Source organism: Pseudomonas spelaei, assembly GCF_009724245.1.
Classification (GTDB): Bacteria; Pseudomonadota; Gammaproteobacteria; order Pseudomonadales; family Pseudomonadaceae; genus Aquipseudomonas; species Aquipseudomonas spelaei.
Window position 1 is genome coordinate 408,993 of the sequence record NZ_WNNK01000002.1, and the last position, 12,087, is coordinate 421,079.

Below are 12,087 nucleotides of genomic sequence, written 5' to 3' on the forward strand. Positions count from 1 at the left end.
CTGGGACGCCGCACAATCGTTCAAGACCCCGGCAGACAGTGGATTCAGACTGGGTTAACGTGTTTCCACCTCACCTTGCGACAAGCCACCATGGGCAAACCGACTACCAACATCGACTGGCTGCACCGCGCGCCCCACGCCAGTGGCCTGGAGCGTATCGAGGCGTACTTTTCCGGGTTCGGCTTCGATCCCCATCGCCACGACACCTACGCCATCGGCCGCACCCTGTTCGGGGTGCAGAGTTTTCATTACCGCGGCAACAAGACCCACAGCCTGCCCGGCACCACCATGGTGCTGCACCCCGACGAAGTCCATGACGGTTGGGCCAGCAGCGAGGAAGGTTTCAAGTACCGGATGATTTATGTGGAGCCGGCACTGATCCAGCAGATCCTCGGCGGCAAGCCATTGCCGTTTATCCACAATGGCCTGTCACGCGATCCGTGGTTGTACCGGGCCAGTGAGGTACTGCTGCAAAGCCTGGATTGCCCGATTGATCCGTTGCAGGAACAAGACGCACTGTTCGACCTGGCCCAGGCCCTGAACAACGCCTCGGGGATCAACATCGTCCGCAAGACCTTTGACTACCAGGCCGCCGAACGTGCCAGGGAGTTTATCCACAGCGCCCTGGGTCGCCCCATCACGCTGGAGGAGATGGCCGCGCACAGTGGTCGCGACCGTTGGGCGTTATCGCGGGATTTTCGCCTGTTGTTCGGCACCAGCCCCTACCGCTACCTGACCATGCGCCGCCTGGACCTGGTGCGGACCTTGATCGGTCAGGGGCAATCGTTGGTGGATGCTGCGCTGACCGCCGGGTTTACCGACCAGAGCCACATGACCCGCCAATTTCATAGCACCTTCGGGTTGCCGCCATCACGGTGGGTGAAGATGCTCGGGCGCTGATGCGTGACTTGAAATACCGTCGAGTGTGGGAGCTGGCTTGCCTGCGATAGTGGTTTTCCCAGCACAACTTTTCCGTCTGACACACTGCAATCGCAGGCAAGCCAGCTCCCACAATTGACTCAGGTCGCTTCCAGACTCGGACTCGGCTTCAGAGCCACAGGCTTGAGCCGCAGCGCCAGCACCGCCCCCGCCAAGGCAATCGCCGCACTCCACCACATTGCCAGCTCAATGCCCGATGCCTGAGCCGCCCCCGTCCCACCACCGGCATTGGCCAACGACACCAGCAACGCCAACCCCAGCGCCCCGCCGATCTGCTGGCTGGTGGACGCCATCCCCGCCGCCACGCCCTGCTCCCCCGGTTTGATACCAAGGCCGGCAGAAACCCACATGGCAGTCCAGGTCATGCCCTGACCGACACTCAGAATCAATATCCCCGGCAACAGCGGCCAGAACCCCGCGCCCGTCGGCAACGCCAGGCACACCAACGCGATGCCCAAGGCACCGGCCAGCTGACCGCTGACCAGGGTGGTGCGCAAGCCAAACCGCACCAACGAGCGCTCGGCCAGCCAAATACCCAGGGTACACACCAGCGTCGCCGGCAAGAACGCCAACCCTGACGCCAACACGCTGTAGCCGTAGACCTGTTGGTAGTACACCGCCAGAAAGTAGTACTGCACGCCGAAGCTGCTCATGAACACTGCCGTCAGCACCATCGCCATGCGCAACTCGCGATAGCCGAGCAAACGCAGCGGCATCAGCGGGTCACGGCCCCGGTGTTCAATCCAGGCGAAGAGCCCGAGCAACGCCAGCGCCACCACCATGCAGCCCAGCGTGGCAGGCGCCGCCCAACCCCATTCCGGCCCTTGCACCAGGGCAAACACCAACAGGGTGCCGCCCACTGTCACAGTCAACGCGCCGCTGATATCAAAACTGCGTCCGCGAGCGCGCTCCCCGTCGGCGGGAATCCAGTGGCGGGCCGCCACCGCGCAACCCCCCGCCAGCGGCACATTGACCAAAAACACTGCCTCCCAGCCCCACCATTGTGTCAATACGCCACCCAGCAAAGCCCCCAGGGCCAGGCCCGCCGCCGACGCCGCGCTCCACACCGCAAAGGCCCGGTTGCGTGCCGGCCCTTCGGCGTAATAGGTGTTGATCAGCGCCAGGGTCGCCGGGAACAACAATGCGCCGCCGACACCCTGGACCGCCCGTGCCAACACCAGCAGCAACGCGCTGCCCCCCAGCACCGCCGCCAGCGACGACAGCGCATACAAGGACTGGCCGAGGATGTACAAACGCCGTTTACCCAACAGGTCCGCCGCTCGCCCACCCAAGAGCAGGAAGCCGCCAAACGCCACGGTATAGGCACTGACCACCCATTGCAGTTGCTGGGCAGAAAACCCAAGGTGGCTGCCGATTTGCGGCAGCGCAACAAACACGATGGTTGCGTCCAGGGCGATGATCAACTGCGCCGTCGCCAACAGCGCAAGCATCCAGCCCGAAGGGCGCGTCAAAGAAGTAGCGGGCATCACAGCGTCCTGTCCGAAAATGAAGTGCGGCCAGTGTCTTTCATGCGCAACAGATGATAAATAGCCACTTCACTCTTTCAGTAATGACTTTAATCATGGATCTGAACGCTGTTCGCTTGTTGGTTCGGGTGACCGAGACCCGTAGTTTCACCCGCGCAGCCGGTGACTTGGGCCTGACGCAATCAGGCTTGTCCCGGGCCATTTCCCGGCTGGAAAGCGAGTTGGGCGTGCGCCTGTTGCAGCGCAATACCCGCAGCGTCAGCCTCACGCCCGACGGCCAGATGCTGTACGAGCGCAGCGCACCGTTACTCGCCGAACTGGCGGAAGCCGAACGGCAGATGCTCGACCGCCGCTGCACGCCCTCCGGTCTGCTGAAGATCAGCACGCCGTCGCTGTTCGGGCGCAAGGTGGTGATGCCAGTGATTGGCGAACTGACCCAGCGTTTCCCTGACCTGTGCATCGAAGCGGTGATGACTGACCGGTTGGTGGACATCGTCGACGAAGGCTTCGACGCCTTGCTGCGCACCGGCGAAATCCAGGATCAGCGCCTGATTGCCCGGGCGCTGCCACCGCTGCGTTGGGTCACAGTCGCCTCGCCCGCGTACCTGGCGCGCTTTGGTACGCCACACACTGTTGATGCACTCAAGGATCACAACTGCCTGACCGTACGCAACCTGCGCAGCGGTCGGCTGGTGGACTGGCAGTTCATGTTCAATGGCAAGGTGCGCGATGTCAGCGTCGAGGGGCGGCTGATCTTCGATATCGGTGACGCCCTGGTGGACGGCGCGGTCGGCGGTTTTGGCATCGCCCAAGTGATGGACTTCGCCGTGCGCGAAGACCTCGCCGCCGGCCGGCTGGTGCCATTGCTGGAAGACTTCGCCGGCCGCAGCCGGGCGCTGTCGCTGGTCTATCCGCCCTCCCGGCAATATTCACCGAAGTTGATGGCATTTGCCGAGGCGTTGAACCAGGCGCGGTGGTAGGCCTCAGACGTCGAGCTGGTGCCCAACCACCGGCTGGCCAATCGTCAGGAAATGCCCGCCCGCCACATGGTGCAAGGTGCGCAGTGCGTCCTGGCCTTCGAAGTGCCAGCGGCCATCGCTGAACACTCGTTCGTCAGCCTGGGCGGCGATGACTTCGGCGAGGAACAGGTCATAGGTCTGCTGGTTATGGGGCTCGGGCAACAGGCGGCATTCCAGCCAGGCCACACAGCCTTCAAGCATCGGCGCCTCGGTGTGTTCGCCGGTGAAGGCCTGCAAACCATAGGCTTTGAACTTGTCCCGATCGCTGCCGGTGGTGTTACCCACGGTCTGCACAATATCGGCCTGGGCCACGCACGGTACGTTGAGCACAAAGCTGCCGGCCCCCTCAAGCAACTGCCGGGTCCAAGTGGCCTTGTCCAGTACCACCGCGACTTTCGGCGGTTCGAAATCCAGCGGCATCGCCCAGGCGGCCGCCATGATATTGCGTTGCCCATTGTGGGCGGCACTGACCAATACGGTCGGCCCATGGTTGAGCAAACGGTAGGCCTTGGACAGCGGGACGGGACGGCGATGGGTAAGGCTCATGGAGGGTCTTCCGAGGCTCGGGGAAAATCCAACGATACCTGAAACTTGAATCCACCGGCCGGATCATGAGATGAAGAAGGCACGAGTGACACTGACCGCGAGGCTTGCCAAGGATGAACCTGACATTGACGCCCCCACAGTGGGATGACATGCACGAAATGCTGGCATTCGAGCTGGCCAACCGGGCGTTTTTCGAAAGCTGGATCAACGCCCGCCCGGACGCTTACTACAGCGTCGACGGCGTGACCCGAGCCATCGAAACCGCCTTGCAGGAAGCCCGCGAAGATCATACCTATCAGTACCTGGTGCGTGAGAACGGCCTGCTGGTGGGACGACTCAACTTCACCCAGGTGCGGCGCCGCTACTACCATTGCGCGTCACTGGGCTACCGTATGGGCGCCGAGTACACCGGTCGCGGCCTGGCTCGGCAGGCGGTAGCCCTGGGATTACAGAAGGCCTTTCAAGACCATGGATTACTGCGTATCGAAGCCACGGTGCGCCCGGAAAACCTGGGCTCGGTCCGGGTGCTGGAGCGCAGTGGCTTTACTCAGTACGGCCACTCGCGCAAAAGCTTTCTGCTGCATGGACAATGGTTCGACATGCTGCACTTTGAAATCCATGGAAGTGCCTAAGTGGCCAACTGATTCGCAAACTGCCCTACGGCACTGACCACTTTCTGCACAGCCTCAACTGCCGTTATTACGGCACATGCCCATCACCTGATACTCCAGGGTATTGAGCTTGCCGGTGGAGTCTTCGTAGGTCATGCGTGACGGCACCACCTCGCACGCACGAATCGGCGGCGTCACGTTGACCACCTTGGCAATGTCCAGCTTCATGCCGTAGCGATAAGCCTGGACTTCGGGGGCTGGCTTGCCTTTTTTCTCGGCATACAGGGCCATGGCTTTCTGGTTGTTGTCCATCAACTGGCTGAAGGTACGGTCACCACCGCCCTCGGCCATTGCACCGAACGACAGGGCCAGGACCAACGCGCCTATTGTGACGTTTAGGGTATTCATGGGGTGTTCCTCGTCTGAAATATTCAGTACCGAGGTTAACGAACGAACCCTGTCAGGAGCGTCACCGAGAGATTACTTATCCGTTATGTACGGCCGAACTTCCAAAATTGTAATCCTTGCGCCACCTCGCCGTTATCTCGTGTTTGCAACTATCAATCTGGGCCAAACCAACAATAACGCCCACTTAATAAAAGGCTGATAGCTGCCAATACCGAGGAGCGAAACATGTGCACTAACCGCAAACTTTCCCTTTCATTCATTGCGGCCCTGGCGGGCTGTACGCCGCTGGCCGCCATGGCCGTGGAAGAGCAACCTGAGGGGTTTATCGAAGGCAGTACGTTGAACGTGCTGGCCCGTAACTTTTACTTCAACCGTGATGACCGCAAGGGCCAGTCCAGCCCCACCGGCAACGGGTATTCGGAAGCCTGGGCCCAGGGCCTGATCAGCAAGTTCGAATCCGGTTTTACCCAAGGCACGGTCGGTTTTGGCCTGGACGCCTTCGCCATGTACGGCCTGAAACTGGACTCGGGCACCGGTCGCAGCGGCGGCAAGGGATCGTTCGGCGTGCTGCCGGTGGACAGCGACAATCGTCCCGAAGACAACTACAGCAAGCTCGGCGGTGCCCTGAAAGTGCGCCTGCTGGACACCGTGATCAAGGCTGGTGATGTATTCCCGCAAACGCCGGTGGTGCATTACGGCGACTCGCGTTTGTTGCCGGAAAGCTTTCGCGGGGTCACCGCGCAAAACACCAGTTTCGACGGCTTGACCCTGCAAGGCGGACGCCTGCATGCCATGAGCCAGCCCAACGCCAGCGGCATGAACAATGGCTTCGCCACTTTCTATGCCGGCAAGGTGGATTCGCCTTGGATCGGCTACTTCGGTGGCGACTACGAGGTCAACCCGAATCTCAGCGTGAGCCTTTACAGCAGCCGCTTGAAGGACGCCTGGGATCAATATTACTTCGGCACGGCAGCCAGCTACCCACTGACGGATGAGGTGTCATTGTTCGGTGGCTTCAACTATTACAACGCTCAGGACGAAGGCAAAAAGCTGCTGGGGGAATTCAATAACAACATCTGGAGCGCCAAGGTGGGCGTGAAGATGGGCGCCCACAAACTGGCGCTGTCGCACCAGCGCAACAACGGTAATGACGACTTTGATTACCTGCGCCAGTCGGACTCGATCTTCCTCGACAACTCGATCCAGTACAGCGACTTCAACTCGCCCAAGGAACGTTCGTGGATGGTTACCTATAACCTGGACATGCAGCCCTTCGGCATTCCCGGCCTGTCCTTCATGACCCGTTATGGCAAAGGCACCGGAGGCGATTACAGCAATGCCAACTCGGTGTATATGCGACGTGATGCAGCCGGTAATCCGTTGACCGATCAACGTCGGTGGGAGCGGGATATCGAGGCCAAATACGTGGTGCAAGGCGGCAACCTGAAAGACCTTTCGCTGCGGGTTCGCCAGGCAACAGTGCGCTCCAGTGCCTTTGAATCGGACCTGGAAGAACTTCGCCTGATCGTCGAATACCCGCTGGCGATCCTCTGATACATCTCAGCGGCAAGTGCTTACATTCACTTGCCGTTGACCTACATCTGTTCACAGTTTGCAGCCTGTCAGAACTGTAATATCGCCCTCACCTTCTCGTTAAGTTGACCTTCATATACTGGCCGCATCGCCCAGCCGAGGTTTTTTTTCAACTAACGGCACAGGCCTTGTCTGGAGAGTATTAATGAAGCCATCTGACTTGTTATTGATCAGTTTCCTGGGCGCCATTTCAACCACAGCGTTGGCTGACGACGGCAGCGACCGCTCCAAGCAGTTCCTCGCTGAGTTTCGCCAGCAACAGCAGCAGGTTCATGGTTCAGAAGCGGTAGCCCAGACACCGTCCGCAGAGACAGATAAAACTTCGAAAGAGGCTATCTGAACGGCGTACACCGAGCACATTCATCTCTGAAGCTTTTGTGTAGCTCCTTTGGAAAGAGATGAATTTTTAACGCCCCGATTGGGGCGTTTTTTTTGGCTTGGCTTTTGCCCTTGAGGGTCGCTTCGCAACCCATCGCAGCCTCGTGCCTCGGCAGCGGCTACAGAAAATATCTACTCACTTTATGCCGCAGTTGTAAGCGATTTGTCGAACTAATGTGAATGGGTCGACAACAACAGTGAGTGCAAAGGATTGCCCATTCATTCAAACGGATACCGGCTTCTCAATGGTCGTTACTCCGAGCCAGGACGAATTTACGCAGTGACGGTTGTGACCGATCAGCGTCGGCCTATCTTTACCGATTTCCATTTGGGCCGGTTACTGGTCAAAGAGATGAAGCTCGCCCATGAAGAAGGGAGTGTTTCTTCCTTGGCCTGGGTGATCATGCCCGAGCATTTTCACTGGCTATTTGAACTGCAGGAAAAGCCCCTGCCTCAGGTAATGTGCAGGGTAAAGTCCAGAAGCAGCCTGTCCATCAACCAATCAACAAAGACCAGCGGACGGCTCTGGCAAAAAGGCTATCACGACAGGGCGATTCGCAAGGAAGATGACCTGCGAACCATTGCCCGCTACATCGTAGCCAACCCTCTACGCGCAGGCCTGGTCAGAAAGGCCGGCGAATACGCATTGTGGGACGCGAGTTGGTTGTAGCCTCTGCCACCAGGCTGAGGGCGGTTTCAAGACCCTGACGACTGCTGCGCAGCCGATCGCAGCCTGCGACAGCGGCTACAGGTCAGTTACTCACGGGCTCTTCGTCCCGCCGGTGCGCCCAGTAGTACAACGCCGGCAACACCAACAGGGTGAGGATCGTGGACGAGATAATCCCCCCGATCACCACCGTCGCCAGCGGCCGTTGCACCTCGGCACCGGTCCCCGTGGCCAACGCCATGGGAATAAACCCCAGGGAGGCCACCAATGCCGTCATCAACACCGGCCGTAACCGGGTCAAGGCCCCTTCATTGATCGCCACCGATAACGTGCGTCCTTCCTCCCGCAAGTTACGAATGAAGGCAATCATCACCAACCCGTTGAGCACCGCCACGCCGGACAAGGCAATAAACCCCACCCCCGCCGAGATCGACAGCGGAATATCCCGCAGCCACAAGGCCATGATCCCACCGGTCAACGCAAACGGAATCCCGGTAAACACCAGCAGCCCATCCTTGAGGTTGTTGAACATCATGAACAACAGCCCGAACACCAACAGCAACGCCACCGGCACCACGATGCGCAGGCGTTCGGAGGCTTCTTTCAATTGCTCGAACTGCCCGCCCCAGGTGGTCCAGTACCCGGCAGGGATTTTCACCTGGGTGGTGATAGCCGTCGCGGCCTCTTCGACAAACGAACCTATGTCGCGCCCGCGCACGTTGGCACTGACGATTACCAGGCGCTTTCCGTTCTCACGGCTGATCTGATTGGGACCAAGCACCAGGTCCAGGCTGGCAACTTCCGACAGGGCGATAAAACCAATCTGCCCCCCGGCATTACTGGCCAGCGCAGGAATCGGGATCAACAACCGTGATAACCCGTCGATATCGGTACGCAGGGCGTCGGACAAGCGCACGACCATGTCAAAACGCCGGTCACCTTCGTACATCGTACCGGCCTGACGCCCACCCACCGCAACCGCGATGGTGTCTTGCACGTCACCAACATTCAGGCCAAAACGCGCGGCTTTGTCACGGTCGATGTTGATGGTCAGCACCGGCAAGCCGGAGGTCTGCTCCACCTTCACTTCCGAAGCACCTTTAAGCCCCTGCAAGGTCTCGGCAATTTCCCCGGCGGTCTTGTTCAGCACCGCCATGTCATCGCCAAACACCTTCACCGCTACATCACTGCGCACCCCGGAAATCAGCTCGTTGAAGCGCAGTTGGATTGGCTGCGACAACTCATACACGCTGCCCGGCACAATCGCACTGGCGCGCTGGATATCGGCGATGATGGCTTCGCGGGATTTCTTCGGATCAGGCCACTGACCCTTCGGCTTGAGCATCACGTAGCTGTCGGAAATGTTCGGCGGCATCGGGTCCGAAGCAATCTCTGCGGTACCGGTACGCGCAAACACCCGCTCGACTTCCGGCACCTTGGCCAGCAAGGTTTTTTCCAACTGCTGCTGCATCTGCACCGATTGCGTGAGGCTGGTGCCGGGCACGCGCATGGCCTGCTGGGCAAAGTCGCCTTCACTGAGGCTGGGAATAAACTCGCTGCCCATGCGACTGGCCACCGCGCCTGAAACCACGATGGTCATCACCGCCAGACCGAAGGCCAGCGGACGGTGCGCCATCACCCAATCCAGCACCGGCGCATAGGCCCGGCGTGCGGTGCGCATCACCAGGTTTTCTTCTTCCTTGACCTTGCCGGTGACAAACAGCGCAATCGCCGCAGGCACAAAAGTCACCGAGAGAATCATCGCCCCCAGCAACGCAATCACCACCGTGAACGCCATGGGATGGAACATCTTCCCGGCCACCCCTGTGAGGGCGAAGATCGGCAGGTACACCACCATGATGATCAGTTGCCCGAAGATCAGCGCCCGACGGGCTTCCTTGGCCGCTGCAAACACTTCATGCAAACGCTCGCTGCGGGTCAACAACCGGCCATGGCGCTGCTGGGCATGGGCCAGGCGGCGGATGGCGTTCTCGACAATCACCACCGCACCGTCGACGATAATCCCGAAGTCCAGCGCCCCGAGGCTCATCAGGTTGGCACTGACCTTGTTGGTAAACATCCCGGTAAAGGTGAACAACATCGCCAGGGGAATCACCATCGCGGTGATCAGCGCTGCGCGGATATTGCCCAGGAACAGGAACAGAATCACGATCACCAACAGTGCACCTTCGAAGAGGTTTTTCTTCACGGTGCTGATGGCTTTTTCCACCAGGTTGGTACGGTCATACACGGTGACAGCAACAACACCTTCGGGCAGCGAACGGTTGATCTCTTCAAGCTTTTTTGCCACCGCCTGGGACACGGTGCGGCTGTTCTCGCCGATCAGCATGAACACCGTACCCAGCACGACTTCGCGGCCGTTTTCGGTCGCAGCGCCAGTACGTAACTCACGGCCGATATCGACCTGGGCAACGTTACGCACACGAATCGGCGTGCCGTCGACGGTATTGATCACGATGTTGGCAATGTCTTCGATGGACGCCACTTGCCCCGGCGCGCGGATCAGCAACTGCTCACCGCTGCGCTCGATATAACCGGCGCCGACGTTGGCGTTGTTACGCTCCAGCGCGGTGACCAGGTCGGTCAAGGTCAGGTTGTAGGCCGCCAGGCGCTTGGGGTCCGGGGCGATCTGGTATTCCTTGGCAAAGCCGCCGATGGTGTTGATCTCGGCCACGCCCGGGACGTTGCGCAATTGCGGCTTGATGATCCAATCCTGGATCACCCGCAGGTCTGTCGGCGTGTAGGCAGAGCCATCCTCCTTGCGGGCGCCGTCCTGCGCTTCCACGGTCCACAGGAAAATCTCGCCTAACCCGGTGGAGATCGGCCCCATTCTCGCCTCTACCCCCTCGGGCAATTGCTCGCGGGCCACTTGCAAGCGCTCGTTGACCAGTTGCCGGGCAAAGAACAGGTCAGTGCCGTCCTTGAAAATCACCGTCACCTGAGACAAGCCGGAGCGGGACAGCGAGCGTGTCTGCTGCAACCCCGGCAACCCCGCCATGGCGGTTTCGATGGGAAACGTAATGCGCTGCTCGGTTTCCAACGGCGAAAACCCGGCGGCGGCCGAGTTGATTTGTACCTGGACGTTAGTGATGTCCGGCACCGCGTCGATGGGCAGTTTCTGGTAGCTGGCGATGCCGACACCGGCCATCAACAGCACCGCCAGCAGCACGATGATGCGCTGCTCGATGGCAAATTGGATAAGGCGCTCAAACATGGGAAATCACTCGCAGAGAAGGCGTATCAATGGGCGTGCTCGGCCGAGCCTTTGCCCAATTCCGACTTGAGGATGAAGCTGCCGACGGTGGCCACCTGCGCGCCGGCGTCGAGCCCCTCGCGGACTTCGACGAAACCGTTTTCACTCACGCCCAGTTCGATATGGCGCGTCATGAAACCGTCCACCGTGCGCACGAACACCGAGGGTTTATCCTCGACGGTCTGGATCGCTTCCTGGGGTACGGTGACTTTGGCCTGGTAGGTGTCAGTCGCTACTTGCACGGCCACGAACAGACCAGGGCGCCACGAGTCATCGGGGTTGGGCACGGTGACTCGCACGGTCGCGGTACGGGTTTGCTCACCCAGCAAGTTGCCGACATACGCCACCTTGCCCATGACTTCGGTGCCCATTTCGGTGGAGCTGACCTTCACCGGCTTGCCTACCTGGACCTTGTTCAAGTCCTTGGGGAACACACCAAAGGTGACCCACACCTGAGACAAGTCCGACAGGGTGAAGGCGTTGCTGGTCTCGCTCACTACCTCACCGACGCCAAGGTGTTTTTCCACCACTACGCCGTCGAACGGCGCACGCAGTTCATAGCGATTGCCACCTGCCAATACAGTGCTGCCGCTCAGGGCATTCATTTTTTGCCGGGCGTTGTTCAGGGCAATTTCAGCTTCTTGCAAGGTCTGGCGCGCCAACAGGTAATCCTGTTCGGCAGAGATCTTGTCCTGCCATAACTGGCGCTCGCGCTGGAAGGTAGTGCGGGCCAGTTCGACCCGGCGCTCGCTCGCCGCCAGTTCACTGCGTTGGTCGGAGATCTGCTGGCTGGCGATGACCGCCAGCAACTCGCCTTTTTTCACCGACTGCCCCAGGTTGACCTTGACCGACTCCACCACACCCGCCGCACGGGGCACGATGTGAGAGGTGCGGTCTTCGTCAAAACGTATCTCCCCCGGCAGTGACAGCACGGTGCTGATCTGCCGAGGCTGGGCCTGAGCCAGTTGAATGCCCGCGGCCTGGATTTGCTGGTCGCTGAGTTCGAGCTTGCCTTCTTCTTCCGGTGCCTCAGCGGCGGCGGCTTTTTCCTCAACCGCAACACTGGGGGCAGGCCGGAACAGGTCGGTTGTGACCACCACTCCTAGACCAATGGCCACCGCAACGGCCAAAGCAATGCCTTGTTTCTTGTTCATCGGGTACTCCT

Annotated in this window: 11 protein-coding genes; 6 read left to right on the top strand and 5 right to left on the bottom strand. The window is 59.9% G+C overall.

Features of this window, described 5'->3' with window-relative positions; all coding sequences use genetic code 11:
- Positions 1 to 90 precede the first annotated feature (90 nt).
- Positions 91 to 900, top strand: coding sequence for an AraC family transcriptional regulator (locus tag GNF76_RS04060; protein ID WP_155581880.1), 810 nt, complete (start codon positions 91 to 93; stop codon positions 898 to 900).
- A gap of 119 nt (positions 901 to 1,019) precedes the next feature.
- Here GNF76_RS04060 and GNF76_RS04065 read toward each other — a convergent pair whose 3' ends face one another.
- Entirely contained in the window at positions 1,020 to 2,426 is a 1,407-nt protein-coding gene (locus GNF76_RS04065) for an MFS transporter (RefSeq protein ID WP_155581881.1), read from the bottom strand.
- Positions 2,427 to 2,521: 95 nt separating this feature from the next.
- On the opposite strand from GNF76_RS04065, the gene GNF76_RS04070 reads away from it, so the two are divergent.
- A complete protein-coding gene (locus GNF76_RS04070; RefSeq protein ID WP_155581882.1) occupies positions 2,522 to 3,406 on the top strand; it encodes a LysR family transcriptional regulator in 885 nt (294 codons plus the stop codon).
- Between the two features lie 3 nt (positions 3,407 to 3,409).
- Here GNF76_RS04070 and GNF76_RS04075 read toward each other — a convergent pair whose 3' ends face one another.
- A complete protein-coding gene (locus GNF76_RS04075; protein WP_155581883.1) occupies positions 3,410 to 3,991 on the bottom strand; it encodes a flavin reductase family protein in 582 nt (193 codons plus the stop codon).
- A gap of 113 nt (positions 3,992 to 4,104) precedes the next feature.
- On the opposite strand from GNF76_RS04075, the gene GNF76_RS04080 reads away from it, so the two are divergent.
- Positions 4,105 to 4,623, top strand: a complete 519-nt coding sequence (locus GNF76_RS04080; protein WP_155581884.1) for a GNAT family N-acetyltransferase — start codon at positions 4,105 to 4,107, stop codon at positions 4,621 to 4,623.
- A 54-nt stretch (positions 4,624 to 4,677) separates the two neighbouring features.
- On the opposite strand, the gene GNF76_RS04085 is transcribed toward GNF76_RS04080, so the two are convergent.
- Positions 4,678 to 5,010: a DUF2790 domain-containing protein gene (locus GNF76_RS04085; RefSeq protein ID WP_155581885.1), complete on the bottom strand. Its 333-nt coding sequence runs from the start codon at positions 5,008 to 5,010 to the stop codon at positions 4,678 to 4,680.
- A gap of 225 nt (positions 5,011 to 5,235) precedes the next feature.
- On the opposite strand from GNF76_RS04085, the gene GNF76_RS04090 reads away from it, so the two are divergent.
- The 3 genes from GNF76_RS04090 to GNF76_RS04100 all read left to right on the top strand — a co-directional run bounded on the left by GNF76_RS04090 (position 5,236) and on the right by GNF76_RS04100 (position 7,651).
- A complete protein-coding gene (locus tag GNF76_RS04090) occupies positions 5,236 to 6,564 on the top strand; it encodes an OprD family porin (RefSeq protein WP_155581886.1) in 1,329 nt (442 codons plus the stop codon).
- 184 nt (positions 6,565 to 6,748) lie between these two features.
- Positions 6,749 to 6,943, top strand: a complete 195-nt coding sequence (locus GNF76_RS04095) for a hypothetical protein (RefSeq protein WP_155581887.1) — start codon at positions 6,749 to 6,751, stop codon at positions 6,941 to 6,943.
- Between the two features lie 249 nt (positions 6,944 to 7,192).
- Complete coding sequence (locus GNF76_RS04100; protein WP_155581888.1) at positions 7,193 to 7,651, top strand: REP-associated tyrosine transposase; 459 nt, start codon at positions 7,193 to 7,195, stop codon at positions 7,649 to 7,651.
- Positions 7,652 to 7,733: 82 nt separating this feature from the next.
- On the opposite strand, the gene GNF76_RS04105 is transcribed toward GNF76_RS04100, so the two are convergent.
- Positions 7,734 to 10,883 carry a CusA/CzcA family heavy metal efflux RND transporter gene (locus tag GNF76_RS04105; RefSeq protein ID WP_155581889.1) on the bottom strand — a complete coding sequence of 1,050 codons (3,150 nt, stop codon included), beginning with the start codon at positions 10,881 to 10,883 and terminating at the stop codon, positions 7,734 to 7,736.
- Positions 10,884 to 10,909: 26 nt separating this feature from the next.
- On the bottom strand, positions 10,910 to 12,076 hold the full coding sequence (locus GNF76_RS04110) for an efflux RND transporter periplasmic adaptor subunit (RefSeq protein WP_155581890.1): 1,167 nt from the start codon (positions 12,074 to 12,076) through the stop codon (positions 10,910 to 10,912).
- Positions 12,077 to 12,087 lie beyond the last annotated feature (11 nt).

Bases quoted from the DNA above. Each gene is read 5' to 3' on its own strand.
- GNF76_RS04060 (WP_155581880.1), top strand. From the start codon at position 91: ATGGGCAAACCGACTACCAACATCGACTGGCTGCACCGCGCGCCCCAC.
- GNF76_RS04065 (WP_155581881.1), bottom strand. From the start codon at position 2,426: ATGCCCGCTACTTCTTTGACGCGCCCTTCGGGCTGGATGCTTGCGCTG.
- GNF76_RS04070 (WP_155581882.1), top strand. From the start codon at position 2,522: ATGGATCTGAACGCTGTTCGCTTGTTGGTTCGGGTGACCGAGACCCGT.
- GNF76_RS04075 (WP_155581883.1), bottom strand. From the start codon at position 3,991: ATGAGCCTTACCCATCGCCGTCCCGTCCCGCTGTCCAAGGCCTACCGT.
- GNF76_RS04080 (WP_155581884.1), top strand. From the start codon at position 4,105: ATGAACCTGACATTGACGCCCCCACAGTGGGATGACATGCACGAAATG.
- GNF76_RS04085 (WP_155581885.1), bottom strand. From the start codon at position 5,010: ATGAATACCCTAAACGTCACAATAGGCGCGTTGGTCCTGGCCCTGTCG.
- GNF76_RS04090 (WP_155581886.1), top strand. From the start codon at position 5,236: ATGTGCACTAACCGCAAACTTTCCCTTTCATTCATTGCGGCCCTGGCG.
- GNF76_RS04095 (WP_155581887.1), top strand. From the start codon at position 6,749: ATGAAGCCATCTGACTTGTTATTGATCAGTTTCCTGGGCGCCATTTCA.
- GNF76_RS04105 (WP_155581889.1), bottom strand. From the start codon at position 10,883: ATGTTTGAGCGCCTTATCCAATTTGCCATCGAGCAGCGCATCATCGTG.
- GNF76_RS04110 (WP_155581890.1), bottom strand. From the start codon at position 12,076: ATGAACAAGAAACAAGGCATTGCTTTGGCCGTTGCGGTGGCCATTGGT.